The following is a 26,199-nucleotide window of genomic DNA, read 5'->3' on the forward strand; positions in this document are numbered from 1 at the left end:
TTCTCAACATCGTGTCAGAACCCGATTCTCGTGAACTTGTCGGAATCCTCAATTCGGCCGGAACGCTGAGCGAAGCGCCGGATGACGATCGGCTACTGGCGACGTACCGGCTAGGTCCCGTCAGATGGATCGAGAACGGGCACACCTGGGTGAAGTCGTGTTTGTAGCGTGGCCAGGCTGTTGACGGGAAGTTCGGTGTCGTGCAGAGCAACTGCCCAGTCGAAGTCTGCGGTGGACCATCGATGAACCGGTCCCGCCCACCGCAACTCCCACGGCTGGGATGAGCGTGGGCGGCGAGCCAGGGATCCGGTGATCGTCCGTCTTCCCAGACTGGCCTCGAACGCGCCGGTGTGCTCGTCGAAGGTGTGGACGTAGTCCACGTTCACGTCCGCGACGACCGCAACCTGCAAAGGCTCCGCGGTCACGTGCGTGCGGAACCAGTCGAGACGTTGGGCCCGTCGATCGTGATGCTCGGCGAGTTGGCGGCGGTGCTCGTCCTCGGCGGAGTCTGCGGCACCGTTCCAGACGAACAACGCGTCGTCGAACACCTCGTCTACGGTCAGCTCCACCCATTCCTCCACCAGGCCGGCCCCGTCGCTGCGTTGCTGAAGCACCAGTCCGGTGGCCTGATCGACGACCATCTGCATCGGGTGGGATTTGTGCGGTGGTGGCGCCAACTCGAATGTCCAGGCCGGGCGGTCGAGGAAGAGTGTCGTTGCGATCGGGCCGACGGGGTGGGTGAAGTCGTCGCCGACCCAGTGGGTGGCGGGCCGACGGGCGAGCAGATCGGTGCCATTGCCCCGAAATTGCAACGTTTCGACCGGGGCAGCGAGCGGAAGGTCCCGGTTCGGCCGGAATCGCCAGCATGTGGTGCCGTCACACAACAACACCAAAGTGCCGTCCGGCTCCTCGATGCGGACACGCATTCCATCGCGCCACACCTGTATTTCGGTCGCGTCGACACCGCCGCCGGCGAGTGTCGGCGGCACCTGGTTTCCGATCGTTGTCCACCCGACCTTGTTGCGTGGACGGTTGTCTCGGTCCACGCTGCGCACAATTCCACGGATCGAAACATCACGACCGTGCACCATCTGCACCAGCACTTGCACCCACGGTATCGACTCCACCTTGGCTACCTCCCCGCCTGTCACGGTAGCGGCCACAGAGCCCCTTCCCGGTCGCATCCCACCGTTCCAGTCGAGGATCGAGGACCGGTCGTCGATAGTTACCCGATCGAGGACAGCCATTCCCCCGACGTTCGCCGGTCTCTGGATCGATCTCAGCCGGCGCTCCGATGTGGATCTGCCGCAGCGAGGGTCGTCGCGACAGGATCGTCTGAGTCCTGCACGTACCTGACCTCAACCTCGCTGGTCCGGGGCACTTTTACAGTGTCCGCCCGAGTGACATGAACCTTGGAAAATGACACGCCGGTGACACGAAATCTGGAAATGACACGTTCCCGCGGAACCTACAAACCGGGTGTAGGTTCCGGCGTCCGATGTCAGCCGTCCGAGTCGGTGACCGGGGCTTTCCGGTGGACGTGTCCGTTCGGGTTTCCCTGCGTCCTGTCGGCGCCCGGCGCTTGGGCCGCAGACGATCGGACGATCTTTCTCGGACCAAGCGCCGGACCTGCGGAAACAGCCGCACTTAGGCCTTCCTACCGACATGAAGCGGGGAAAACCGCCGCAGGATCGACAACATGTGAGACGACACGAAAGTGTCAGTAGGAAGACGACACGAGAATGTCAGCAAATCTGGTCTTCTTACCGACCGGTACGTGATCGAATTTTCGGAGGACGTGGTCGACGGGCTCACGGTGTTGGGATGCGGCCCGGGGATTACTGGAGGCTGTTGCCGTGGTCGACGCGAGCATGCGGGCCCTGCGGCAAGCTGCGATGGACCGGTTGTCACAACTCGATGCGTCCGATGCGTTGTCCAGCGATCACGTCCGGTTGACCTCGCAGACTCTGGGTGTCGCCGAGCGGACGGTGTGGCGGTGGCTGGCGGCACGCCGTGCGAAATCGGTTCCGGCGCAGCGTCCTCGGTTTCGTATCGATGACCGGCTTCGGGTGCGACTGGCCTATTGGCGGGGCAACGCGGCAGCGGTGCATCGGGAGCTGGTCACCGAGGCCGAGCACGGTGGTCCGCCGGCACCGGATCTGCGGACGGTGCAGCGCGCGATCAAGCGGGATCTGACGGCAGGGGAGTTGGCGGGGCTGCGCGGCGGTGAGCGGGAACGCCGGAAGTTCGATGTGTTCCTGCAGCGCCCGGCGTCGTTCGCCGAACGCGGCATGGGAGGGCGACCACGTCGAGGCTGCCGTGCAGGTCGAGGTCGACGGGCGACTGGTCAAGCCGTGGGTGACCTGGTTCGTCGACGCCGCGCACGACGTGATCCTCGGCGTGGCGGTCACACCGCAGACGCCGAGCCGCGAGAGCATCCTCACGGCGTTGCGGGCGTCGATCGCGCGCAGTGAGCCGTACGGTCCGGCCGGTGGCCTGCCCGCTGTGGTGCGCATCGACCGGGGCAAGGATTTCCTGTCGCGCGCCGTGGGGGAGGCGCTGGGCGCGTTCGCGGTGCGCGTTGTCGATCTGCCGGGCTACACCCCGCACCTGAAGGGCACGGTGGAAACGATCAACGGCGCCGTCGATCGGATGCTGTTCGCGGGTTTGCCGCGCTACACCCACCGTCAGACCCAACGCAGCGGGGTGTCGATCGATCCGGACCAGCCCGCGTTGACGTTCGGGGCGTTCGTCGCCGAGCTGCTGGCGTGGGTGCAGTGGTGGAACCGTGAGCACACCATCGCCGAACTCGGAGACCGCACACCGTTGGGGTCGTGGCTGGAGGATCCGACACCGATCCACGACGTCGACGAGGCCACGCTGTGGATGTTCACCCTCGAAGACGACCGACGCCGGCGCACGATCACGACCAAGGGCATCGGGTTCGGTCGTGGCCGCCACTATGTCGCGGACTGGATGGTGGGGCGGGTCGGCACCGCAGTGCGGCTGCGGTACATGCCGCATCACGACCACGAGGTGGAGGTCTTCGATGCCCGCACCGGTGTCCACTTGGGCACCGCCGAGCTGGCCGACCGGGCCTCGGAAGCCACCAAGGCCGCGGTCCGGCGGACCCGCGAGCGCACAGCTCGGCGGCTGCGAGCGGATCTGGCGGCGGCCGAAGGTGCCCGACGGGTCCGCTACGCCGCCACGACCACACCGGACCCGGCCCGGCGACTCGACGCGATGACCACCGCCGAAGCCGAGCGTGAGCGCGGCGACGACCAGGACGCGGACCTGGCGCGGTGGGCGCGTCCCGATCTGATTCCGTTGCCGCCGCCGGCACCGGGGTGGGTGTTGCCGATCGATCCGGATGACGGACACCGCCGTGGCGGAGGAAGTGGGGAACCGTCGTGACTCGACCTGGGAGCCCGGGAGGGGACATCGGCGTTCCCGGCGACCATTTCCTCGGCCTGGCGGGTGCGCACATTGTGGCCACCGACGCGTTGCTGCTGATGAAGGACAACCTCACCGACGTCATCGAGGCCAAGGCGATGATGTGCGTGCACGGCGACGCAGGGGTCGGAAAGACGCTGTCGGTCAACGCCACGCTCCGCGAACTCGCCCCGGATACGGTGTGCCGGGTGCAGTTCCGGGCGCTACTGGAAAGCCGAAATGCTCACCGACGCAAATGGCTGCACCCGGCTTCGATGCGCAACGTCGTCGGCCAATGGTGCCAACTCGCACAGTGGCTGCTCGCCCGCGATATCACCGAACTCGGTGCGCTGACCGTGGACGACCTCGCCGACTACGCCGTCGAGGTCGGGCGTCTCGGGATCTCCACCACGACAGCGGGCAATCGCCTCGCCGCCGTCACCCTGCTGTGGGGGTTCGCCCCGCGCCTGTCGCCCGGCGACCGAATTCCGATGCCACCCTGGCACGCCGAAAGCCCGCGGGACTACCTGCGGCGCACCGATACCACCAATGAGAACGGCACCTCCCCGATCCACCCGGCGGTGATGTCGCCGCTGCTGATCTGGGCGATGCGGTTCGTCGACGACTTCGCCGACGACATCCTCGCCGCCTGGCAGGAACACCAAACGCTGACCGGCCGGATCCGGCCGCACGCCGACCCCGCGGCGTCCGCGGCCATGCGCAAGCTGGTCGAGCAGTACGCCGCCGAGCATCGGCCGCTGCCCGGTTGCATCCACAACGGGCGCCCGATGCTCGCCATCTCCTACCTCGCGGGCCGCGCCAATGCCAGCAAGGAGCAGGCCAGCCACGCCGTCCGGGCCTACGGACCGCACCTGCCCGTGGCGGAGGAGGCACCGCTGAGCAGCCCCATTCGGGGGCGCCTGGCCGGGCGAGCGTGGCTCGAGTACATCACCTTCCACGAGGCCCCGCGGCTCATGCACCGACTGTCCACCGCCTGCCTGATCGTCCTCTTGTACCTGACCGGGATGAGGCCCGGTGAAGCGCTCGAACTGCGCGTCGGGTGTTGCCCGGAACCCGGACCCGACGACCCGCGCCCCCACGGCCACCAGATCCACGGCAACTACTTCAAGGGCGCCCGAGACGACGCCGGCAAGCACGTGATCGGTGGACTTCCCCGGGACACACCCTGGACCGCGATCGCGCCGGTGGTCCGCGCGGTACGCGTACTCGAGCGAATGGCGGACGGGCCGTTGCTGTTCCCCGTGAAAACGGCCTGGGCCGCGACCACGACGGGCTCCCGGAAGCGGCGCGGGGAGGCCCTGACCTGTCAGGGCGCCAACAGTCGGATCGCGGCCTTCACCGACTGGCTGAACGACTACGCGGCCCGCACCCGCCCCGACGAACGCATCCCCGACGATCCGCACGGCCCGGTTCACGTCAACCGCTTCCGGCGCACCCTCGCCTGGCACATCGCCCGCCTGCCCGGTGGCCGCGTCGCGCTCGCGGTGCAGTACGGGCACCTGCGCGCCTCCACGGTCACCGACGGCTACGCCGGACGAGCCCGCGACGGACTACGCCGGATCCTCGACATCGAAACCGCACGAGCCATGGCCGACTACCTCGACACCGTCGCCGATCGCCTCCACCGCGGCGAACACGTCTCCGGACCCGCCGCCCGCCGCCTGATCGGCGCCGCCACCGGAGCCCAGCTCCGATTCGAGGGCATGTTCCTGACACCCAAGCAGGCGCGGGCACTGCTCGCCGTCCCGCAATTCCACGTCTACGACAACCCGGAGGCGTTCCTCACCTGCAACTACGATCCAGCCAAGGCGCTCTGCCACCCGGACCGTACCCATCCATCAGGGCGATCGACATCCCCGGCGATCGACCGGTGTGATCCGGCCTGCGCGAACATCGCGCGCACCGACACCCATCTCGCTGCACTGCGCAGCGAGATCACCTGGCTCCGCGAAGAAATCGTCGAGCCAGCCACCCCGATGCCGCTGCGGGAACGCCTCGGTCAACGAGCAGCCCACCTGCACAAGCTCGTCGAGCAGCACGAGCAGACCCGCATCACGCACCGCAAGGAGACCGACGTTGACCGATGACGACGACCGGCGTGCCATCACCGCGGCCATGCAACGACTATTCGCCGGAACACCGCTGCGCTCGTCGGGCAAGCTCGACATCGTCAGCCTCGCGCAAGAAGCCGGGGTGAAACGAAACAAGCTGACCCACAAGCACACCGACCTCAAGGATCTCTTCTACGCGCAGCGACGAACCCGTGACGGCGTCCCCGACAACGAGGTCAAACTCCGTGAGGAGATTACCGCCCTACAGAGGACCAACCAGACGCTGCGAGACGAACGAGATCGCTACCGCCTGACCAGCGAAACGTTCGCTCGCGCGATGCACGTGCTGACCATCGAGAACGACAATCTCCGCCGCGACTCACATTAGCGTCTGGCGAGGGCAGTGAAGCTGTCGAGATCCCGTGTTTGCGTTGCGTGTCGTCTGATCCAGGTGCGCCACATCTCGTCTCCTCGGGGGGTGCGTTTGACTGCACCCGCGCCGTAGACCCCGACTTGGAGACCGTGGATGGCCAGTACTCGGTAGTCCTCCCAGCATTGCTCGAGGGTGTAGTCGGTGACTCCGAACGCGACGAGATTCTCGTGGTAGTGACGAACGAGATCATGCTCATGGATGCGTCGTTGTTCAGTGGTCAGACTGCCCCCGAGGAAGTACGCAATATCGATGGTGCCGCAACCGACACCGACGCCCTGCCAGTCCAGAACGGTCACCGGACGCGCGTCGCTCTTGACGGCGAAGAGCATGTTGTCGGCGCGGAAGTCGTTGTGCCAGAGGCAACGGGGCTCGGAGAAGACCTCTTTCCATGTCTCGATGTGGTCGCTGAGCTTGGCTGCCTCTTGCAGATCAGCCTCCGATGCCAGGTCGCCGACTTCCTCAGGGAAGGCTGAGACGATGAAGGGAAACCCGTCGGTCGCTTTGACGAACTGATCGACGGTTGCTTGAAGCCAGGATTTGCTGGTCAGGCCGGGATTCTTCCAGGACGCGGCATGCAGCCTCGCTGCCTGTTCTAGAACGAGGCTAGCCTCGTCGGCGGTGCATCCGATCAGTTGATCCACCGTGCGAGCTGGGGCCAGATCCTCCATCATCAACACAAAGTCGGTGTCGTTGTCAGCGAGGGCAGCGTGGAAGGGGTGGGGGCGGGCGATCGGCAGGTCCGGAGCAAGTTCCTGGTAAAACCGGATCTCACTCCGGTAGAACCCCGATTGCCTGCCATATTCACGGCTTGTTGCGTCGGCTGAGGGGAATTTGCCTACCACCGTTGCGGGGCCTGAGGCGACTGGGTCGTAGGTGAGTGTGAAGCGGTAGCTGTCGGCCAATTGGCCGGTCCCACAGGGCTGGCGGTCGACGACGACGACCCGACCGGACTGCAGTACGCCGGCGGACGAAAGCATGTGGGTGAGCCATTCAGGGCTGATGGCGTCGACGGGGACCACTGGTGCGAAGGGTGTCACAGGAGTTCCTTCGGTGTTCTGGACGTTACGTGAGGCACGGATGGTGGGTTTCGCTCGGGCGGGCGGACGGCTGTCAGTCCGCCCGCCCGCTGTCTTCGGCGCTTGAGATGCCGATGGTGGGTCAGCGTGTTGCGCTGGAGATCAATTCCGGAATGCTTGGCAATGTGGTGGCGTCCGGATCGGTGCCGTGGCCGCGGAACCATGCCCTATCTCGGGTCGCTTGACGGCTGCCGTGGTCCACGATCAACCGGTGCTGCATGGTCCGGGAGCTGAGATGGCCGTCCTCGGCGCTGGCCCGCACCAGCGCGTCGATGCCGCCGGCAATTGTGTTGCGCCTCTCGTGTGCGGTCGACGGGGATGTCGACGTACTGACCTCGTCCTGGATCTGGCGAAGGGCCTTTGCTGCGGCAGTGGTTACGGGCCCGCCCTCGGTGGCCGCCAGCAGGTCATTGGCCAGGGCCGACATGTCGGCAAGGCTTCCCAGCTCGTATTCGGCCATGTACCGGTACTGTTCCGCCATCGTGGTGAGGTGAACGATGGCGAGCGTGGCCTGTTCACGTGCGAGCACTTCTTCGGGCGGCAGTGCCGGAATGATCACCTGCTCCAGCGCGCGGGCGACGGTGGCTAACCGGATTCCCATACTTGGGGTTGTCATGGATCAGCCCTCCTGTTCGAGAATGCGGGCGATTTCGCCGAGGAAGGTATGCGCGACTGGAGCCATCCAGGACAGCAGAACGTCTTGGTGGTTGTGCCCGCGGATGGCGGCCGAACAGCCGGTCCCGAGGTTCATGACGGCGCATTTGTAGGCGGCGAGCATCTCGTAGAAGGTCAATTTCTGCTGGTCGACTTGGCGCCCTGTCGCTGCTTCGTACCGGCGGATGAGCTCGTCCCTGGTCAGCAGGTTGCAGACGAGTATCTCACCGTCCTGCGATGCGCCGGCAAAGAGTCGTTGAACAATCCAGCCGAGGTCTTCGTGGTAGTCGCCGATGTGAGCGAGTTCCCAGTCGAGTACTGCGGTGAACTGCCCGGATTCGACATCGAACATGAAGTTTCCGGTGCGAAAGTCGCCATGTAGCAGGACTAGTTCATCGGTATCGGGTAGCCGGTCCCGCATCCATTGCTCGGCGAGGGTGATCAGCGGATACGGGTCGACGCAGTCGTCGTGCCACACTCGACTCCACCAGTTGACCTGCCAGAGCGCAGCCTCGCCGGGGTGTCCGGTGGGGGCCTGGAAGTGAGGCAGTTGCGCTTCCTGCCAGCGGACCGCGTGGATCTTGGTGAGATTGTCGATGAACTGCGGTACCAGCCGGGCCCGCCACTGCGGCGTGAAGGACGTACCGACACCCGAGACCACCATCGCATCCGACGGGGGCTTGGTCACGCCGTCGACGAAGCTGGTAATAATGCCCGGTTGGCCGAGATAGGTTCCGTCACCATCGAGGAAGCGAGTGGTGGGAGTGGGCACGACCCCGGCGAGCGCTCGAAACGCCTCGTCCTCACGGTAGCGGCAGGTCTCGACGATGCTCTCGGGTGGATCCAGGCGCAACACCAACTGCTCTGGTGCATGGCCGGGCACCGTCATGATGAAGGAAAACTGCTCCTTCGAAGCGCCGCCGGGCATCCGCTGAACGCCGTCCAGATCGAACTCGGTAATCCCCGACGCTTGCACCAACGCTGTCACCCGTTCAACCACGTCGAGGGCGGTCAAGGGTTGGTACGGCCCCTGTTCACGCCGTGCGATCTTGGCACCGAGCAGTTCAGCCACACGGGGCTCGAGTAGATCGGTTTGCCGACGGATGTCGCTGACCTTCTCGGCCGCGGTCACGACCCGCTCCCCGGCACATACGGGCCGCTCGTGATGCGGTCGAGCGGGCAATTCTCCTGGGCAAGCCCGAAGCCCACCCGGTCGCCGGCGTGCCAGCGCACGCTGCTGTGCGGCACGTAGCTGTTGCTGTACGGGGTCCACGGATGCTGTCCGACAGGAGTGCCGACCAGCACGTGCTCGCGGTCGTCGACGTCTACGACCTGCAGCTCGTAGCTCACCGGCATCTGGAACCGGCCGCGAGTTGCGCGGAGCCGGCCAGATTTGAGTCCGCGGACGCGACCGTCGACGAGGGCGTACCCGTGAGCGAACGTGAACCCATCCCAACCTTCCTTGCTCAGATCCCGCGACCATATGGTGTTGATGGAGTAGTCCTGACCGAACGCGGCGTTGATCCACCCCATGCTGCCCATGAGCTGCTCGTTGCGCGGACCCCAGCTGTGATCCATCACCGTCACACAGTCGACCGGGAAGGTCCGTCCACGAATCTTCGCGGTGCCGGTGACGTGCACGGTCATGTCGAAATGGTTGGCATAGGCCATTCCGAAACCGCTTTGAGACCGGTCGCCGGTGGCGAGCGGATCCATGCTGGGGTCCTGGATGTCGTAGGGCTCCATGATCCCGTGGACGTGCCAGTCGAATTCGGTGTCATCGTGACCGATGTAGCGGATGTAGTAGTCGCGAGGCTCATTGGAGGTTTCCAACGAGAGTCCGTTGGGCAGAGAGTAACTCTGTAGCTTGTCGGGAAGTGGCAAATGCTGTTGAAAATCGTAGTAGAGGGCATCGAGTGGGCTGTCGCCGATCCGATCGAACGCCTCGATGTCGCACACCATCGCGCCGACGCCAGGGCGGGCGATGGTGTATACCCACGCAGCAATGTTCGGCTCCGGAAGGTACACCGAGAACCAATTGGTTTCGGCCCAATCGTGTTTAACGTCAGCAGGGGTGTGGAATTGAACATCTTCCGCGGCTATCACTGCATCTCCTTCAGACGTGCTTGCGCCAATTTGCGCTCGTAAGGAACGTTCCGAATGAACGTCTTGTCAGCGTGCCAAGAAGGAAGATGATCCACATCACACTGATGTGCGATAGCTCTCTATATATAGGGTGAAGTGACCTTAACCACATCAGTGGGCTTGCTGACACCGTACTCGGGAGCTGCGAGGTGGCTCCTTGGCACGCGGCGTCGGACCGAGATGCTTTCAGCTTTCGCGGGGTCGGCGAACGGATCCCGCTGAATCAGCGCACCGTGCCCCGAGTACACACCTCGAGGTTGGCTCGACGGTGGATTCGGTCCGGCGACTGTGCGGTGGGTTCGGCATCGGCGACCCATTCCATGCCGTCGGCGGTATCCACGCGCTGAGCCGATGCCGCTGCGTCGCGGCCGGAAATTGCGACTCGTCCGCCAACTCACGCCGACACAACACCCCTACTTTCTGGGGAAGGTTCGGCGCTGTCCGTCGATCACCACCAGGACACCGTCCTCGCGGCGGTTCGCGGTGATCGGGTGCAGTACACCGTGCTCGCGGATCGACGCCACGAACCCCGGTGTCGCGTCCAGGTCGACCCGGTCGCGCACGTTCTTGCCGACGTCGAGGGTGTGTGGATCGACCTCGATCAGCTCGACGCCCACCGGTTGCTGTGTTGCGGTCATGATGTTCTCTCTCCTGTACTGTCTCGGGCGAGAACACCGGGCAGATAGTTGCTGCCCGGTGTTCTCTTGTTTCCAGGTCTGGTTTCAGCGGAAGGTGATGGACTCGCGTGTCGGGTACACCCGAACGAATCCGGCTCCCGCGACGGCGTAGGCGAGTTCGCCGTAGAACAGGACGTCGCCCTTGCTCAGCGATCGGTGCCGCGACTTCTTACCAGTGCAATTCATGGATAATCGTGCTTATCCATCATAGACAACGAGGAGTGCATCTGCGACACTTCTCCACTTCGGCTCCTGGCCGATGCTGCCTCGCGCGCCAGGACGCGGGCGCCGAATCGCCGGGGCCGAGTGCTCATGGCTCGTTGGTTGCGGCTCTGCACACGAACTGGGGGCCGGCGGAACGAGCTTGCAGCGTCGCGTGGGCATCATGGTTCGACTCCCGTGACTGGCGGTAGCAGACAGGTATGGGCAGAGAAGCTCACGGCGTCGGTGTCTGTTAGTTAAGGTTTTCACGTCACCGTCATACCCCCTGCACGGTGACCGAGGCCCCGCCGGAGTTGCCCCAAACTCTCTCCGGTGGGGCCTCTCAGCTCCATCTCGGGCCGACCTCGACCGAGGGTGCGACACTGCAGTGGGGTTGCACAGTGCGGGTCGGCTCTTGTCGTCTTCCGTGCCCGAAGTCCCGGCCGCGCTTGCGCTGACGGAGCTGGTTCACCCACGCACCCGGGAGGGGGGTGGGTGTCCCCGACTCAACTGGATCGACGCACGCTGACGGAAATATGCGTGCATTGCATGCACGCTACGCATGCTGCCTTGCGTCGCGATGGGCCGAGCCTTCGGTTCGACACCGCGGCCTCGGGTCTGCGCACTCGGTAGCAGTAGTACGCCTCCGAACACGCTGCGCAGACATACGATTACGGTAGGAGAAACCCCAAGCCTCGCGCTGGACGGAACTGACCTTGATGACGTCGGCGCCGGAGTTGTCAAGGGCCTCGGTCTGCGGCTGGTGCGCGACGAACTGACCGAGTCGAGGACTTGGAGTCTTTCCAGAGAGAACGACATGATCGTTCCATAGTGGCGACGAGGCAGCGCAGGAAACTCGACGAGAGACAAGACGAGCTCGCGCGCAGCCGTCATCCTTTGAGATCACCCCGACGAACGCTGCCGGGCTTGCCGCGTACCGACAGACAGCCTCGGCAGGCGCATCACCGAAGTCCACGGAACTCGATCTGTTGCCAACGCAAAAGATACCGTTCGACGACAAGCATGACGGTGGACAGTGCGGTCGCGATGAGGATCAGCCGCAACAGACAAGCAAAGGAGAGAACGGTCTGGTAGCTGCTCACCGCACGTTGGATCACTGCTCCGAGTCCTGTCGAACCGGACAGCATCTCACCGATGACGGCTGCCAGGAACGAGTAAGTCAGGGCGAGCTGCAGGCCTGCGAAGATGGCGGGGACCGCTGATGGGAAGACGAACTTACCGAAGAGCTCGAACCGTTTGGCGCCCAGTGTCCTGGCTAGCAGTAAGTGGTCCCGACTGGCGCTCTGCAGGCCGGCGAAGGTGCTGAAATGAACAATGAAGACCACGAGGGAGATCACCAGCATCACCGTCGACATCGACCCGAACCAGAGCACGAACAGCGGCGCCAATGCGAGCCGGGGCAGCGAGTTGAAGGCGGTGAGAAAGGGCCTGAAAATATCGTTATCGCACCGTCTCCCTCAAATCCCCAGGTGAGCGCGTTTTGCTGCGCAGAGCCGTCGGCGGCGGCCGGCAGGCTGCTCGTTCGTGCCCAGCAGTGACAAGAACCCCGCGCCGGACCGCGTTCCCGTGCCCGCGCAGCCCGCTGCGGCTGCGCAGGCGGCCGCGTTGCCGGCGTTGCCGGCCGAGACCCTCGCCCGGATCGCCGGCGCGGTCACGCGCTCGCGCGCCGACTCCACCCGCCGCAACTACGCCGCGGACTGGCGCCGTTTCACCGCCTGGTGCCAGCGCGAGGGACACCCGGCATTGCCGGCGCACCCGGTCACCGTCGCCGCCTACCTCCTGGCCGCCGCCGCAGTGGTCGACGAGAGCGGCCGCCGTACCTACTCCCCCGCCACCCTCGCCCGCTGGGTCGCCGGGATCGGCCATCACCACCGCCGCACCGGGCACCCCGCCCCGGGCGCCGACGAGGTGGTCACCGCGACCCTGTCCGGGATCCGGCGGGACTACGCCACCGCCGGGGACCGGCCCCGCGCACCCCGGGCCCCGATGCTCACCGCCGACATCGTCACCATCGTCGAGCGGGCCCGCACTGAGGTCGCCGGCTGGGCCGACGGGGTGCTCGAACGCCGCGACAGCGCCATCCTGCTGCTCGGGTACGCCGGCGCGTTCCGCCGCAGCGAACTCGTCGCCCTCACCGGCGGCGACATCGCCCTGCACCGGCTCGACGGCCTGCACATCCGGCTGCGGAAGTCCAAGACCGACCAGGAGGGTCGCGGCAGCATCCGCGCCCTGCCTTTCACCCAGGGCCATATGAGTTGTCCGCCGTGTGCGTGGCTGCGCTGGGCCCAGGTCGTCGCCGCCTTCGACACCGGCGGCCGCCCCGCCGTCATCCGGCTCCTCCGCAGCGCCGACCCGTTCGAGTCGCACGTGTGCCGCGGTCCCCGCCCGCGCACCGTCCCTGATGCGCCGTTGTTGCGGTCGATCCGCAAGAACGGCAACCTCTCCGACACCGCGCTGTCGGGGGGCGACGGTGCACAAGGCGATCCGCCGCCGTGCCGGGGCGGCCGGCTACGACCCCGACCTCGTCGCCCAGCTCGGCGGGCATTCGCTGCGGGCCGGGTTCGTCACCCAGGCCTTCCGCAACGGCGCCTCCGCGCACGCCATCATGCGCCAGACCGGGCACCCCATCCCCGCCATGCTTGAGGTCTACGCCCGCGAACACGCCCCTCTCATCAACAATGCCGTCACCCACCTCGGTTTGTGAGGGCGCCATGGCCGACACGGACACCTCCCCGCGGCAGCCCGCCGACCTCCCCGACCCGGAGCGGGGGCTGCGGATCCCGGCGCGGTACCGGCACGACTGGGCCCTGTTCACCGACTGGTGCACCGCCACCGACCACTCCCCCATCCCCGCCCACCCCGACACGCTCGCCCTATATCCTCCGCGAACACCCCGCCGTGGTCGCGACCCAGCGGCGCCGGATCTCGGCGATCAACACCGTCCACACCCGCCACGGGTATCCGCCGCCCGGCCGCAGCGAGACCGTCCGCCGCCGGCTCGACACCGCCCGGGCCGCCCGGCTCGACCAGCTCGCCGCGCTGCTGCACCGGCGCGCTGCGCAACTGCCCACCACGGGTTGGCCGGGAGGGTTGTTTGGCCGCCGCGACGGGTTGCTGCTCGTTCTCGCCGCGACCGGGATGCCGTTCGCTCAGCTCGCCCGGCTGCGCCGCGGCGATGTCACCGTCGATGCCGGCACCCTCGTCGCCACTACGGCGGATGGGGAACGGTTCCGTCTGGCACCGGATCCTGGCTCCGACGAGAGCCTGGGGGTGGCGGTGTTCCGCAGGTGGGCGGAGATCCTGGCGTTCCTGGACACGTACCCGAACACCGACCTGCTCGCCCAACACCTGACCGACCCTGTCGAGGTCGACCTGTGCGCGCTCGACGAGCGGCGGGCCCGGCAACCCCTGCTGTCCCCGATCGACCGCTGGGGACACCTGCCGCTGATGCCGCAGCCGATGACCGCGCAATCCATCGCCACGATCGTGCGAGACCACCTGGCCGGCCGGGTGCGGGCCCGCACCCCGATGCCCCTGCGCAAGCCGGGGGCCGGGACGACGACCCGCACGTCCGGCCCGACACCGAGGTCGACCTCGATCCGCACTACTACGAACGAGGAGTGGCCGCGCGCCGCGACGCCCGCGACAGCCTCGATGGCCTTGCCGACGTCTTCGACGAGATCGAAGCCCGCGCCGACGCCCTGCTCAAGGAACTACTCACCGTACTCGATACGACGTAGATGCGTTTCAGGTCAATCCTGCCCGGTGAGTGCGTTGATCTGCCGATCGAGGCCCTGCTGGGTCGTCGATACCTGCACTTACTCCCATCCTCACGCGCAGCGTGTCGGAAGTCATGGCCGTACCGCTGTTTGACACGTAAGTTCTGGCCTCAGCGCCTGAGACGACCTGACCTGCCGTTTCGGCTCGCAATCATGGCAAGCTCAGACTGTCTCAATAACAAGGAAATGTGACCTTGGCCCACTGCGCAGGCGCCGTTTTACGGCACTCGCGGTCGGGCAGGTTACATTCGCCCACCGACATTTACGGGTGGCGGTTGCAGCGCCGAGACAGTGCGCCACGGCACCTGTCTATGGCGTGGAAGCCCGGCAGCGACGGATTCCGGTGATTCACCGAGGTCCGACAACTCGCCATGATCACAGGCGAACTATCCGACTCTCGTCGAATCAGTGGTCATGGCCGTTTGCCTCGGCGAACACACCGCCCAGAATTGGTACCCTGCACACCGCGCTGCGGACTTCACCGACCTCGCTCGTGAGCGCTGTTCGCCACTCGCAAGTGGATCGCAAAACGGAGGGAATGGCGTGTTCACCCGGTTACGGCTCAAGAACTTCAAGACGTGGGAAGACACGGGTGACATCGAATTGGCTCCGCTGACCATCCTGTTCGGGGCCAACTCGTCGGGAAAGTCGAGTCTGCACCAGTTTCTGCTCATGCTCCGGCAAACTGTCGAGTCGCCGGACCGTCGACGAGTCCTCCACACCGGAGACGACCGGACACCCGTCGATCTCGGTGGGTACGCGAGTATGCTGCGAAACGGAAACGTCGAAGCACCCCTGGCCTTCGAGTTCGATTGGCGGCGTGACCAGCCCCTGACTGTGGACTACGAACGGAGTCAAACCAGATTCCATGGCACCGACATGGGATTCCAAGCGACAATTAGTGCAACCTCTGCTTCACCACCGCGCTTGCGCGTCGACAGTTACGAGTATCGCCTCACCTCCAGCGACTCCGGCGAGACGTTGCGGCTGGGAAGTGCGCGTGACGGCGACAGTGGAAACTACTCCGTCCATGCCGAAGGCATCGAACTGATCAGGACCCTGGGGCGAAAGTGGCCCGTATCGGCTCCATACCAGTTCCACGCGTTTCCCGACGATCTGCCGACTCGTTATCAGTTCCTCGACTTCGCCGCAGATCTCACCCTTGCTCTTGAGGAGCAGTTGTTGGCGGTCAACTACCTCGGGCCGCTGCGTACGCAACCCCTCCGGACGTATCGCTGGTCCGGAGAAGAGGTCAGCCACGTTGGCTGGAGCGGTGAATACACGATCGATGCCCTGATGGCTGGCCAGGCCCGGCGGTACAACTTCGCCCCCGGGCAGAAGATGAAGCACCTCCAAGTACTGGTCGCCGAGTGGCTGAGAACGCTCGGGGTCATTGAGAACTTTGCCGTGACTCCGATCGGAGTCGGCCGTGACGAGTACGAGGTTCGAGTAGCGACGCCGGGCGGCAGTCGGGAAGTCTTGCTCACCGATGTCGGGTTCGGCGTCTCGCAGGTGCTTCCGGTGATCGTGGAGGGGTTCTACTCCGCCCCCGGTTCGACGGTTGTCGTGGAACAACCGGAGATCCACCTGCACCCATCGGTGCAGGCCGGGCTCGCGGACCTGTTCCTCGCTGCCATTTCTGCGCGTGAGAACAGCAAGCCGCGCAACACGCAGTTCATCATCGAATCCCACTCCGAACACCTGTTGCGGCGTCTCCTTCGCCGGATTGCTGAGGGCAAGGTCGACCCCGCTGATGTGCGGTGCTACACCGTGAATCCCGGAGAGCAGGGGTCGACCATCGAGGTGCTCGACGTCGACGAGTACGGAAACGTGCGGAACTGGCCCGAGAACTTCTTCGGCGACCCTGCGGCAGATCTGATTGCCCAGTCGCGCAGTGCTCGACGTCGACGCCAAGGCCAGTCCGTATGAGCAGAGTGATCGATACCAACGTGCCGCTCGTCGTCAAGCTTCCCGATGACCGTCCGACCGAACTCCTCGATGCGTGCGAGGAGATTCTCGCGGAGATCATCGAGAAGGGGCTTCCTGTCGTCACCGATGAACTGGGCGAAATCATCGAAGAGTACTTCCACCAGCTCAGTCGAGGTGGGCAACCCACCTTGGGTGATGCTTTCGCCAAGTACGTCTACGACAATCGCCACAGTTGGGACGAAGCGGTGCGACCAGATATCGAACCTGATGCAACCACGGTGAACAGCTACGCGGTGCTCGGTGGTGACGATGCTGAGATCGACCCATCGGACCGCAAGATGGTCGCGGCAGCGAAAGTCGCCGGTGTCCCCGTCGTGCAGGCCACCGACACCAAATGGCTCAACTGGGGCGAGGTGCTGGACCGCCACGGTGTGCAGGTCGAGTACGCCCACGAACCGTCGATCCGCGCCGCCTATCGTGCGAAGTTCGGGTTCGACGCGCCATGACTGAGTTCGTGCGATTCCCGTCGACCCCGTACCTGGTCCGTCCGCCGGGTGTCGATGTACGCAACGACAAGGTGCTGGGCGAAGCCGAAAGGGCCGAGTTTCTGGCCGGACCGTTGCACGTCGAAGAGAAGATCGACGGGCAGAACCTCGGTATCTCGGGTGGCGAGGACGGATTGCGGTTCCAGGCGCGCGGCAGCTACGTCCAGCCCGGCGGCCGCCACTTCCGCGGACTGTCCACCTGGATCGAACCTCGTCGACGGAGGCTCGCCAGCGCGCTCGGCGCCGAACTCGTCCTTTTCGGCGAGTGGTGCGCGGTCACGCACAGCGTCAGCTACGACCAACTGCCCGACTGGTTTCTGATATTCGACGTCTACGAGAAGACGGCCGGACGATTCTGGGACCCGGAGATGCGCAATGCCCTCGCCGACGAGGTTGGACTGTATACCGTCCCGTTCCTCGGTGCGGGAGACTTCACCTTGGACGAGTTAACGGGGCTGATACGACAGAGCCGCGTGGGGCACGAGCAGATGGAGGGCATTGTCGTTCGCATCGCGGGATCCGCCAGGCAGCAGCGGCGTGCGAAGCTCGTCCGTCCGGACTTTGTACAACAGATCGATCGGCACTGGATGACGGAACAGCACACGATGAACCGCCTGCGGACCTCGGCGTAAATCGAGGAAACAGTGGCCCGGTACAACGAGTACGTTTGAGTCCGAGATCTGCGCATACTTGGCGTCCCACGGATGGCTGTACTTGGCGAACGACACCGGCTACGACCGAGGGCTCCCCGAGGATCTGTTCGCCTGGCTGCAGGAGCCTCATCAGGCGGCGTACGAGAAGGCGTTGAAGGCCGCGGGGTCGCAGGCGAAAGTTCCTCGACGTGCTGGCCACCGCTCGATAAGCCTCTTGAACATGGTGGCGTGACATGAGCATCCTGCGCTACGGGGTGCAGTACATCGGCGGCGTCCGGTTGAAGATGGCGCAGTTCCGCCCCGAAACCAGCCTGAACGCGACCACCAACGAGCGAGGCCGCGATCGATCAGAAGATGGAGGTGTGAGCAGCCCTGCCCGGTAATGGACCGTGAGGTTGAACAGCTAAAACGACCGCAACACCACCGGCATCGGCGAACGGCGATCGGCGGATCTTCGTCGCCTACCCAGACCCAGACGACGTCGCGAACACCGCCCTGCCAGCCATTCGGGTCTGTGAGCGATGGAGTCCGCAGCTCGTGCTGAAGAGGTGTCGGTCGTCGCCACTATGATTATTCCGTGACTATGCCTTCTCCGGATCCTCGCAAGGTATTCGTGATCCACGGGCGCAACAGTGCCGCTCGAAACCAGATTTTCACGTTTCTCCGTGCCTTGGGATTGTCCCCAATCGAATGGGATCAGGCGATCCACGAGACAGGTGAGGGAGCGCCCTACATTGGCCAAGTGCTCGACAAGGCATTCGAGATTGCTCAGGCCATCGTCGTGCTTGAAACTCCCGACGATATCGCATACCTCCGGACCGACTTGGCCGACGAGGATGACCCCGAAACGTCTCCGCAGGCACAGCCGCGCCCAAATGTTCTCTTCGAGGCCGGCATGGCCATGGGACGAAACCCGAAGCGGACCATCATCGTCGAGTTCGGCAGGATTAAGCAGTTCAGCGACATCCACGGTCGCCACACCATCCGCCTCGACGGCAGTCCGGAAAAGCGGCAGGCGCTCCGAAGTCGTTTGTCCACGGCAGGTTGCAACGTTGATCAGTCCGGCGTGGATTGGCTCAGCTCGGAACTGACGCCTCCCGGCGCTCCAGGCGGCGGTGTCCCGCTCGGAAGAAGAATCCCGACGCCCGAACGGCCTACCCATCCGCAATTCACCGCAGCCCATTTCCGTCGTGGGGGAAACAAACTCGACTACGTCGAGATCACAAATAGGGGTCCGGGCGATGCGTTCGATGTCGACGTCGAAGAAGTCGACGCAACCGGTCGTGGACTTCTTCGCGACGGCGAACCACTCCCCGTTCCGAAGCTTCCGGCGGGTAAATCGTTCCGCATCAACTACATGGGCAACGTCGCGATGGGCGACAACAAGCGGTACTTTACGCTGCTCATCACGGGGCGTACCGCAGACGGCGAGCCCTTCAACCACGAAGAGTTTGTGAGCATGACATGAACGTGTCCATCCCTACCGACGACGACAACTTCCTTCGTCGGGAATGCCCCACCTGCGAGCAACAGTTCAAGTGGCACCTCGGTCCGATCAGCGACGAGGCTGCCGCCGAACCGACCCCAGACGCGTACTACTGTCCTCTGTGCGGTGTCCCGGCAGGAACGGACCAGTGGTGGACCAAAGAGCAACTCGAGTACGCCCGGGCACGCGCTGTGCCGGATATCCTCGCCCAACTGTCGAACGAGACGGGGCTACGCATCGATCCGGCATCCGATGTCCCCGAAGCGATGGTCGAGCCCAACGACATGGACATCGTGCAATCACCATGTCACCCGTACGAGCCGATCAAGGTGCCGACAGACCACGCACAACCGATCCATTGCCTCGTGTGCGGGTCTGTCTTCGCGGTCTGAATTCTCGGATGCACCAGGCAGTCCGCATCGGCGGGAGATCGTCCGCATCGATGTCTGAAGTCCTGGCCAGATTTCGACCGTGACATCCGGACCCGAAGCCAACGTGGTTCCCGGAGGTGGTTCCACTGCCGTACAGGAGGCTGAGATGACGGACTTCGACCCCGAGTACAGGCACTCAAGGTGCTATGCGAACACTCGCGGTGGCTGCTCGACGTCGATATCGGGCGAGCACTACGTCTCCCACGCCCTGGTCTGCTCTCCACCTTCGATGACCTCGACGTTCGTATCCAGCCGACACCGAACTACCGGATCCCCGTAGAGATTCAGCCCAAGAAGCTCGTCGCCAATGTACTGTGCACGGCACACAACAACGGCCTCAGCGACGCCGACCGGGCCGCGCTCGCTTTCGCGACCTTCCTGCGCGACATCGCGCTGCGCTACATGAACGGGGCCGGCGAGTGGGGCGATCCCGAGGAAGTGGAGGTCGGGGGCAACGACTTGCAGCGATGGGTGCCCGAACTTCTGATCACACCCGCCGCCGCGGACGTCTACACCGAGAAGGGCGGCAACCGAGTGAAGACGATCGTCCCCGACGAGGCGATCGACCTGCTGTTCAGTCGTGCCGAATGGCCCCGTAGGTGGGGACTCGGGGTGACCGGCGACCTGTCGAACTCACACCTGTCGTTCGACACCTTCGCGCGGATCGAGACCATCATGAGTGACTGGTGGCCGGCCGTACCAATGATCAAGCACGACCCACGGCTGCTGTTCGGAGGGGATCGTCGACCTTGCCGGCGTCAGCTTCACCCTGGGTCTGTTCAACCATTCGGAGGCACAGTTGCACGACGACGAGATCAACCCGCTGCGCCGCGTGGCGCAACGTCCGAGTTCGCTGTCCTGGGTGCTCAACGGTGTGCAGAAGACGGTGAGGTTCCGATGGTCGGATCCGTGGGAGCACGTCCCCGATCACTTTCACCATGCAACAGTAGCTCTGTGCCGGGGATCACCTGACATATGGCCTGGTTACCGGCACCGAACGCCGGCCCGAGGCCCTGAAGTGGTGAGCGCTATGGCCGCACCGTCGTGGTGTTTGTCGGCGCCGGGGCCCGTGTCGTCGTAACTGCGCCATTTGGTCGGCGATGATCTGCTCATGACTGTCGCCGCACGAGACGTGGAGCTGGTCGTGGCTCTCGCGAGCAAGGTCGGCTTGGAGCCGAACGAGGATGAACGCAAGTGGGATCACATGGGTGCGCTCCTCGTCGATGCGGCCCTGCAACCCCGCACCCGTTACAAGACCACAGTCTGGCCACGGGCGCGCAAGGTCTACGACCAGTGGCCCGACGCGAGGACCACCACCGGGTTTCGTGCCCGGCTGGCGTCGGTGGATTTGCCCGCTTACCTCGTGTGGCGGCGCACCTCGCCCAAGATCACGAAGATCTATGACCTGACGTCGGTGATGGGCGAGCTCGGTATCGACACGGTCGACGACCTCGCCGCACGTTTCCGAGATCCCGGGCTCGAACGCGACACCCGAGATGCGCTGCGCCGCGTCCGATACGTCGGTCCCAAGACGCTGGACTACATCGCTATCCTCACCGGTTCGAACAGCCATATTGCTGTCGATCAGCACATCGCCGCCTTCGTGCGTGTCGCCGGAGCGCGGGCACGGGCGTACGACGAGATCGGTGCCGTCGTCCGCGCGGCCGCCGCCGAGCTGGGCTGTAGTCCCGGTGCACTCGATGCCGCGATCTGGAACCACATGAGCACCCGGCGCGCAGGTGACGGCGCTCGCCGACCCGCCGAGCCTCTGCCGCTCGAGTCCGACCGGCGGCTGTTCCTCCGCTCCGGCTCTTCGTGCGACGAGGCGCTCGAAGGCGTCCGCCAAGCCGGCGATGCGCGCAAAGCCCAACGGGGGGCAAACCAGGGATGCGCAGTGCCTCGGCGCGGCACACGGTGGCCCCCAGAATGACGGCAGCGCCCGAGATCTACGGTGGCCGGTGCCCTGGATTGAGGCCAGGTCCCGCGGGGGGTTCCTCACGGACATCGAACGGAGCGAGACCATCGTCGGGTGCTGACGGGTGAGCCCGTCGAATGCAGGGAATCGCTTGCAGCCGATGGGCTTAGAGAAGAAACCGCTCACTCCACCAGGCATTTTCTGCTGCGAGTCGCTGCCGCACGGACGGGGGCATGGTTGAGCAGGCGTCGGGGTCGTTGCGTCGGTCGGCGTGGGTGCTGGCCGGCTCGTCGATGCCGATGGTGGAGGTGATGCCCGGCCATCCGCCGACGGCGGCGAGTTGATTCGGCAGGTACCAGGTGTTGCGGTTCCAAGCGCGGTAGACGACGCCTTCGGTGTTGCTGACGTCGAGGCCTCCGCCGTCGGCGCGGCGAGCGAAGTCGGCGGTCGGGAGCAGGCTCGCCAGGGCGATCGCCTGATCGCCGCTGATGTCCCACGGCGGGGTGTTGAAGTAGTACCAGCTGGCCGCGCAGATCCCGTACACTTCGGGGGCGAACTGGGCGGAGTTCACGTAGAGCTCGAGCTGGCGTCGGTCGTCGACGACCGCGTTGAACGGAAACGCCAGCATCGCCTCGAGTCCCTTCCGGAGGGCGTTCTGATCTCGGGTGAAGAAGAGGTTCTTGACCAGCTGTTGCGGGATGGTCGAGCCGGAGGGGTCGTCACCACCGCCGACGTGGATCCGGGCGCGGTCGAGGAACTGGCTGATGTCGAACGGTCCGGCCCGGGTACCGAGCTCGGGGTCTTCGTGCAGCAGCACGGCGGCGAGAAGGTCTCGATCGACGTGGTCGAGGGACACCGGTTGCGCGATGGTGCTCCCGTCCGCGGGGTCGGTGAGCTGGAACATCGTGACGGGCGGCAGGAACCAGTTCAGGCTGATCATGTAGGCCAACGTCGCCAGCGCCAGCACGAACAGTCCCGAGAACACTCGCCGCAGCAGCTGTCTGATCGGTCGTCGACGCCTGCGCGGGAGCGGAGGGATGGCCGGGCGGTCCGGGATGGTCCGGGAGGGCGGTGCCGTGGGCGGCCGAGACCGAGACTCCGGCTCGGCCGGCGAAGGCGGCGAGGTAGCTGGGGTGTGCGGCGGCATCTCGGGGGCCGGGTGCGGGGATGCTGGGGCCGGCGGGGGGTACGCCACACCGAAGACGGAGCCGGAGGTTTCCGTCCGGGGGCATCTGGGGCAGTTCCCGTACGGTTCCGGGATGGCGGTTGCGCAGCGGGCGCACCAACGCATGGCGGTTTCCTCTCGGTGCGAGTCGGGGATGTTGCCGATCGGCCAGATCTGTGGGATCCGTTGGGTGTCGGATCCGTTGCTCGCCTGCCGGCCCGGGGCGTCCGGGAACGCGGGGTGCGCTCCCGGACGCGGGGCGGATGTTCCGGTCACGCCGGCCCGGAGCCGACACTCGGATCCGGGCCGGATCGGTCAGTTCCGGGCTCGGTCGGCGATCGTCTTGCCGAGCCACTCGGCGAGACCGGTCGAGTCGGCGTAGGTGTGGTCGGTGTAGAGCTCGGTGTGCATCCATGCCTTGTCGGCGGCGGCCTGGGCGTTGTAACCGCCTGCGCCGACGGAGTTGTTGTCGCAGATCGGATCGCCGTAGATGCAGATCGAGAGGACCGGGTCGGAGTTGTCGAACTCGGTGCGGGTCCCGAGCGAGCCGTGGATCTGCCAGTGATCGGGATCCTTGGCGAGCGTGTCGTCGGTGAAGACGAACTCGGTGGCTCCCGGTGAGGTGCCGTTGTAGGCCGGGTCGGCGATCAGCGCCACCCCGGCGATCCGGTCTCGACCGAGCGGGCTGCCCTGGTGGAAGACCGTCTGGGCCAGGTCCGCTGCGATATGGGCGCCCTGGCTGTACCCGACGAGGAAGAACTTCGCCGACGGGCAGCTCCTTGCCCAGTCCTCGAGGAGGCGGTACGCCGCCGCGTAGCCCTCGTCCTTGGATATCTTGTAGGCGGAGACGTTGTACGTGAGCTTCGCCGCGGCAGGATCGATCCCGTCCACGCCATCGGCCGGATAGAAGACCGGTAGCGACAGCATCGACGGCAGTTCCGACTTCAGTGCGCTCAGGACGTCGGCGACCTGTTCGCCGTATGCCGAGTCGCCGAGCACGTACCCGGCGGCCTTCCACTCGGCCGCGTTGTCGAAGCCCTGGTTCGATCCCGGAATGCCGAGTGCGAGGTACTCTTTGCACGGTGGTGCGGCCTGTGCGGCGGGCGCTGCCAGCGTCGGTAGCAGACCGGCCGCGAGCCCCACGGTGAGACCGCCGACTGCCGCCTGCATGCGAGTCCGGGAACCGCGCGTCGCCCGGTGGTTCTGTTCGTCCGTCGATGGACGGAAGATGCTGCGCATCTGTGCTCCTGGGGGGTGTAGGTCAGGCGCCGAACGGGCCTGGTGTACCTACGAATTCAACGAGAAATCACGTCTTCCGGCACCCAACAGTGGGTTGACGAGCCGAAGGGTTTCCGGCTATGTTGATCGGCTGATGAGATGCCAGAAATGATGGTCCTGGTAGTACGCACGGGCTGAGTGTGGCCATTTCCGGCGGTTGCCCTGACTCGCAGCGTGGTCCGTTACGGAGTGGTCGGTGAGGTTCGGTGCCGAGAAACGTCGATCCGATCGCCTGACCGCCTCAGCGCCAGCAGCGGTGCGCAAGGCAATATCACATCATTCTCCTGAAGTACAGGAACAGTCGATCGAAGGGCAGCGTCGATTCAGGGAAGGTCTCTCTCGAAGGCCCAGCAATCCAGCGGGCTCTTCGACCCCCGTGCCGGACATCGAGGGTCGGTCACCAATCTCGATGTTCGGCATCAGAATCCCTTGGAGGCTCATATGTCCGACACCTTCTCGGCGGGCGTTCTGCGATCGACGACTGTTGGTGTAGCCGCTGCTGTGACACTTGTGTTCTCGGCGGTCGGCGCACCCCTAGCGGAGGCCGGGTCGACCTTCAATCCCGACGTCGCTGCAGTGTATGCGCGTACGCACGCTCTCGATACTCCCACCTACGGTGCAGACTGCACCTACTTCGTCAGTCAGGCCCTCTACGTCGGTGGTCTCGACGAGACCGCCCGGTGGAACTTCCACAGCACCGATCCGAACAACCGTGGCGGCAACCGGCAGCTCGACACCCACAGCTGGCCGACGGCCACTGCAACGGTGGCTGACAGGCTCAAGAACTACCTCGTCAACGAGGTCAAGATCGCCACGATCCACGAACTCGACTGGCGCGTGAACGAAGTCCCCCGAGCCGAATTGGGCGACATCGTGGCTTACGACTGGAACAACGGTGCGGACGGCATCATCGATCATCTCTCGATGGTCACCGGATTCTCCGAGACCAACACGCAGTATCCGCTCGTCTCTCAGCACACCCCGGAGCAACGGGACCGTGGATGGACATGGTCGGAAACCTCCGAAACGTGGATCGAGCACGCGAGTCCGGGGGCTCGTGTGTACCTCATCCACTTCAAGTAATCCGACCGGTCGCGGCACCCGGCCTCACGCCCCCGTCATGTCGACCGCGGAGGAAAAGCACGAAACCCAACTAGCACGATGGCGAATTCTCGTCAAGTCACTGTGAGCGGCTTTCTGCCGATCGTGTTGTTGAAATGTTCTCATGCTCCGGCGATCTCGTCGGAGCTTTCATCCCCGGATCCGAGCGAAGCGGGCACACCGACGCGTTCGGATTCGAACTCCCGAGGAGGCTTCATGTCCACTGACACCGCACCGGCACGGTCGATGCCGTGGTCGACGACGGCGATGTTCCTCGTTCTCGCTGCCGTGTTCGCGATGGTGCTGCATCCGATGCGGGCGGCGGCCGCACCAACCCTGTACCTGCCGTTTCCGGCGGGCGCGGCGTACACCGTCACCGGAGGCCCGGGATCGAGCCATCACATGGGCACCTACGCCGCGTACAACCAGTACGCGGTCGACTTCGGCATGCCCGCGAACTCGGCGGTCGCGGCCTCGGCCGGCGGGACGGTGTTCTTCGCCGGATGGAAGGACCGGTTCAGCGGCAACGAGATCCTGATCGATCACGGCAACAACCAGTGCACCCAGTACGTGCATCTGAATTCGATCAGGGTCGGTAAGGGCCATCGGGTGGCGGCTGCGCAGGTCATCGGCCGCTCCGGCAACACCGGTACCGTCAGCGGCCCGCATCTGCACTGGGCACTCGTCTACTGCAGCGGCCCGAACGCCGGGAAGAACATCACCGTCCCGCAGACTGTCGAGCAGGGCACCAGCTATCCCGTCGGCGCTCGGGTAACCAGCCGCAACGGTGCCGCGGCCCCGGCCGGGAGTTCGCAGCACCTGAAGGAACCGCTCGCCGCGGGCTGCACCACCGATGCGCGGATCATCGCCACCCGCCAGTTCGCCGGGATGACCCTTGAGGTGCGGTACTCGCCGAAGTGCGGCACCAACTGGCTGCGGATCCAGAACATGCGCGGCAACGTCCGGTTCTATCTCAAGTCGGACGCCTACTCGCAGGAAGTGACGAGCACCCAGAACGGCACCGGCGGCACCCACTGGACCAACCAGGTCCACGCACCCGGCGCCACCTGCATCACCGCCGAGGCCACCGCGCTGTCCACCGGGCAGGGCACCGGCAAGTTCCGCATCTGCGGCTGACCCGGCAGCGAGACCGAAGGTGGCCGGCCTGTTCGGCTGGTCACCTTCGGCCTCGGTCACGTCCGGATG

General features: G+C 65.2%; 21 protein-coding genes and 4 pseudogenes. 15 read left to right on the top strand and 10 right to left on the bottom strand.

Annotated elements, in window-relative coordinates; genetic code table 11:
- Nucleotides 1–110 precede the first annotated feature (110 nt).
- Nucleotides 111–1,103: a hypothetical protein gene (locus tag JYA75_RS28275; RefSeq protein ID WP_203330249.1), complete on the bottom strand. Its 993-nt coding sequence runs from the start codon at nucleotides 1,101–1,103 to the stop codon at nucleotides 111–113.
- Nucleotides 1,104–1,895: 792 nt separating this feature from the next.
- On the opposite strand from JYA75_RS28275, the pseudogene JYA75_RS28280 reads away from it, so the two are divergent.
- The 3 genes and pseudogenes from JYA75_RS28280 to JYA75_RS28290 form a co-directional block, all read left to right on the top strand.
- Nucleotides 1,896–3,249, top strand: a pseudogene (locus tag JYA75_RS28280) (transposase); the annotation flags it as partial.
- A gap of 161 nt (nucleotides 3,250–3,410) precedes the next feature.
- Nucleotides 3,411–5,540: an integrase gene (locus JYA75_RS28285; protein ID WP_203330250.1), complete on the top strand. Its 2,130-nt coding sequence runs from the start codon at nucleotides 3,411–3,413 to the stop codon at nucleotides 5,538–5,540.
- Nucleotides 5,530–5,892: a hypothetical protein gene (locus tag JYA75_RS28290; protein ID WP_239010622.1), complete on the top strand. Its 363-nt coding sequence runs from the start codon at nucleotides 5,530–5,532 to the stop codon at nucleotides 5,890–5,892. Before JYA75_RS28285 ends, JYA75_RS28290 begins: the two co-directional genes overlap by 11 nt.
- Here JYA75_RS28290 and JYA75_RS28295 read toward each other — a convergent pair.
- From JYA75_RS28295 to JYA75_RS28325, 7 genes are all read right to left on the bottom strand, one after another.
- Nucleotides 5,889–6,974 carry a phosphotransferase gene (locus tag JYA75_RS28295; RefSeq protein WP_203330251.1) on the bottom strand — a complete coding sequence of 362 codons (1,086 nt, stop codon included), beginning with the start codon at nucleotides 6,972–6,974 and terminating at the stop codon, nucleotides 5,889–5,891. The genes JYA75_RS28290 and JYA75_RS28295 overlap by 4 nt on opposite strands.
- Nucleotides 6,975–7,095: 121 nt before the next feature.
- On the bottom strand, nucleotides 7,096–7,629 hold the full coding sequence (locus tag JYA75_RS28300; RefSeq protein ID WP_203330252.1) for a hypothetical protein: 534 nt from the start codon (nucleotides 7,627–7,629) through the stop codon (nucleotides 7,096–7,098).
- Nucleotides 7,630–7,632: 3 nt separating this feature from the next.
- A complete protein-coding gene (locus tag JYA75_RS28305) occupies nucleotides 7,633–8,799 on the bottom strand; it encodes a phosphotransferase family protein (RefSeq protein WP_203330253.1) in 1,167 nt (388 codons plus the stop codon).
- A complete protein-coding gene (locus tag JYA75_RS28310; RefSeq protein ID WP_203330254.1) occupies nucleotides 8,796–9,773 on the bottom strand; it encodes a hypothetical protein in 978 nt (325 codons plus the stop codon). The genes JYA75_RS28305 and JYA75_RS28310 overlap by 4 nt, the downstream gene beginning before the upstream one ends.
- A gap of 452 nt (nucleotides 9,774–10,225) precedes the next feature.
- Nucleotides 10,226–10,450, bottom strand: coding sequence for a ParB/Srx family N-terminal domain-containing protein (locus JYA75_RS28315; protein ID WP_239010623.1), 225 nt, complete (start codon nucleotides 10,448–10,450; stop codon nucleotides 10,226–10,228).
- Between the two features lie 84 nt (nucleotides 10,451–10,534).
- Complete coding sequence (locus JYA75_RS28320) at nucleotides 10,535–10,675, bottom strand: hypothetical protein (RefSeq protein ID WP_203330255.1); 141 nt, start codon at nucleotides 10,673–10,675, stop codon at nucleotides 10,535–10,537.
- Between the two features lie 977 nt (nucleotides 10,676–11,652).
- Complete coding sequence (locus JYA75_RS28325) at nucleotides 11,653–12,099, bottom strand: ABC transporter permease subunit (RefSeq protein WP_239010624.1); 447 nt, start codon at nucleotides 12,097–12,099, stop codon at nucleotides 11,653–11,655.
- A gap of 217 nt (nucleotides 12,100–12,316) precedes the next feature.
- Between JYA75_RS28325 and JYA75_RS28330 the strand changes: the two are divergent.
- The 10 genes and pseudogenes from JYA75_RS28330 (at nucleotide 12,317) to JYA75_RS28375 (ending at nucleotide 21,464) form a co-directional block, all read left to right on the top strand.
- A pseudogene (locus JYA75_RS28330) lies at nucleotides 12,317–13,415 on the top strand (site-specific integrase).
- 7 nt (nucleotides 13,416–13,422) lie between these two features.
- Nucleotides 13,423–14,451: pseudogene (locus tag JYA75_RS28335) on the top strand (hypothetical protein).
- 582 nt (nucleotides 14,452–15,033) lie between these two features.
- Complete coding sequence (locus tag JYA75_RS28340) at nucleotides 15,034–16,419, top strand: DUF3696 domain-containing protein (protein ID WP_203330256.1); 1,386 nt, start codon at nucleotides 15,034–15,036, stop codon at nucleotides 16,417–16,419.
- Nucleotides 16,416–16,925, top strand: a complete 510-nt coding sequence (locus tag JYA75_RS28345; protein WP_203330257.1) for a hypothetical protein — start codon at nucleotides 16,416–16,418, stop codon at nucleotides 16,923–16,925. The genes JYA75_RS28340 and JYA75_RS28345 overlap by 4 nt, the downstream gene beginning before the upstream one ends.
- Nucleotides 16,926–16,996: 71 nt before the next feature.
- Nucleotides 16,997–17,596 (top strand): RNA ligase family protein, encoded by a 600-nt coding sequence (locus tag JYA75_RS28350; RefSeq protein WP_239010625.1) that lies wholly within the window; start codon nucleotides 16,997–16,999, stop codon nucleotides 17,594–17,596.
- 46 nt (nucleotides 17,597–17,642) lie between these two features.
- Nucleotides 17,643–17,952 (top strand): annotated as a pseudogene (locus JYA75_RS28355) (hypothetical protein); the annotation flags it as partial.
- 248 nt (nucleotides 17,953–18,200) lie between these two features.
- Complete coding sequence (locus JYA75_RS28360; protein ID WP_203330325.1) at nucleotides 18,201–19,085, top strand: nucleotide-binding protein; 885 nt, start codon at nucleotides 18,201–18,203, stop codon at nucleotides 19,083–19,085.
- Complete coding sequence (locus JYA75_RS28365; protein WP_203330259.1) at nucleotides 19,082–19,495, top strand: hypothetical protein; 414 nt, start codon at nucleotides 19,082–19,084, stop codon at nucleotides 19,493–19,495. Before JYA75_RS28360 ends, JYA75_RS28365 begins: the two co-directional genes overlap by 4 nt.
- 180 nt (nucleotides 19,496–19,675) lie before the next feature.
- Nucleotides 19,676–20,506 (top strand): hypothetical protein, encoded by an 831-nt coding sequence (locus JYA75_RS28370; RefSeq protein ID WP_203330260.1) that lies wholly within the window; start codon nucleotides 19,676–19,678, stop codon nucleotides 20,504–20,506.
- Between the two features lie 139 nt (nucleotides 20,507–20,645).
- Nucleotides 20,646–21,464 carry a hypothetical protein gene (locus JYA75_RS28375; protein WP_203330261.1) on the top strand — a complete coding sequence of 273 codons (819 nt, stop codon included), beginning with the start codon at nucleotides 20,646–20,648 and terminating at the stop codon, nucleotides 21,462–21,464.
- Nucleotides 21,465–21,615: 151 nt separating this feature from the next.
- Here JYA75_RS28375 and JYA75_RS28380 read toward each other — a convergent pair whose 3' ends face one another.
- Together JYA75_RS28380 and JYA75_RS28385 are read right to left on the bottom strand one after the other, a co-directional pair.
- Nucleotides 21,616–22,434, bottom strand: coding sequence for a biosynthetic peptidoglycan transglycosylase (locus JYA75_RS28380; RefSeq protein ID WP_203330262.1), 819 nt, complete (start codon nucleotides 22,432–22,434; stop codon nucleotides 21,616–21,618).
- A 495-nt stretch (nucleotides 22,435–22,929) separates the two neighbouring features.
- Nucleotides 22,930–23,784: a cutinase family protein gene (locus JYA75_RS28385; RefSeq protein ID WP_203330263.1), complete on the bottom strand. Its 855-nt coding sequence runs from the start codon at nucleotides 23,782–23,784 to the stop codon at nucleotides 22,930–22,932.
- Nucleotides 23,785–24,333: 549 nt separating this feature from the next.
- Here JYA75_RS28385 and JYA75_RS28390 point away from each other — a divergent pair.
- Entirely contained in the window at nucleotides 24,334–24,975 is a 642-nt protein-coding gene (locus JYA75_RS28390) for an amidase domain-containing protein (protein WP_203330264.1), read from the top strand.
- A gap of 234 nt (nucleotides 24,976–25,209) precedes the next feature.
- Nucleotides 25,210–26,130, top strand: a complete 921-nt coding sequence (locus tag JYA75_RS28395; RefSeq protein ID WP_203330265.1) for a peptidoglycan DD-metalloendopeptidase family protein — start codon at nucleotides 25,210–25,212, stop codon at nucleotides 26,128–26,130.
- Nucleotides 26,131–26,199 lie beyond the last annotated feature (69 nt).

It is taken from the genome of Rhodococcus sp. PSBB066 (assembly GCF_017068255.1).
Taxonomy (GTDB): domain Bacteria; phylum Actinomycetota; class Actinomycetes; order Mycobacteriales; family Mycobacteriaceae; genus Rhodococcus; species Rhodococcus aetherivorans.

What these genes read in the sequence shown, in the direction of transcription:
- JYA75_RS28300 (WP_203330252.1), bottom strand. Translation starts at nt 7,629, where the DNA reads ATGACAACCCCAAGTATGGGAATCCGGTTAGCCACCGTCGCCCGCGCG.
- JYA75_RS28315 (WP_239010623.1), bottom strand. Translation starts at nt 10,450, where the DNA reads ATGACCGCAACACAGCAACCGGTGGGCGTCGAGCTGATCGAGGTCGAT.
- JYA75_RS28320 (WP_203330255.1), bottom strand. Translation starts at nt 10,675, where the DNA reads ATGAATTGCACTGGTAAGAAGTCGCGGCACCGATCGCTGAGCAAGGGC.
- JYA75_RS28345 (WP_203330257.1), top strand. Translation starts at nt 16,416, where the DNA reads ATGAGCAGAGTGATCGATACCAACGTGCCGCTCGTCGTCAAGCTTCCC.
- JYA75_RS28360 (WP_203330325.1), top strand. Translation starts at nt 18,201, where the DNA reads ATGCCTTCTCCGGATCCTCGCAAGGTATTCGTGATCCACGGGCGCAAC.
- JYA75_RS28365 (WP_203330259.1), top strand. Translation starts at nt 19,082, where the DNA reads ATGAACGTGTCCATCCCTACCGACGACGACAACTTCCTTCGTCGGGAA.
- JYA75_RS28375 (WP_203330261.1), top strand. Translation starts at nt 20,646, where the DNA reads ATGACTGTCGCCGCACGAGACGTGGAGCTGGTCGTGGCTCTCGCGAGC.
- JYA75_RS28385 (WP_203330263.1), bottom strand. Translation starts at nt 23,784, where the DNA reads ATGCAGGCGGCAGTCGGCGGTCTCACCGTGGGGCTCGCGGCCGGTCTG.
- JYA75_RS28390 (WP_203330264.1), top strand. Translation starts at nt 24,334, where the DNA reads ATGTCCGACACCTTCTCGGCGGGCGTTCTGCGATCGACGACTGTTGGT.
- JYA75_RS28395 (WP_203330265.1), top strand. Translation starts at nt 25,210, where the DNA reads ATGTCCACTGACACCGCACCGGCACGGTCGATGCCGTGGTCGACGACG.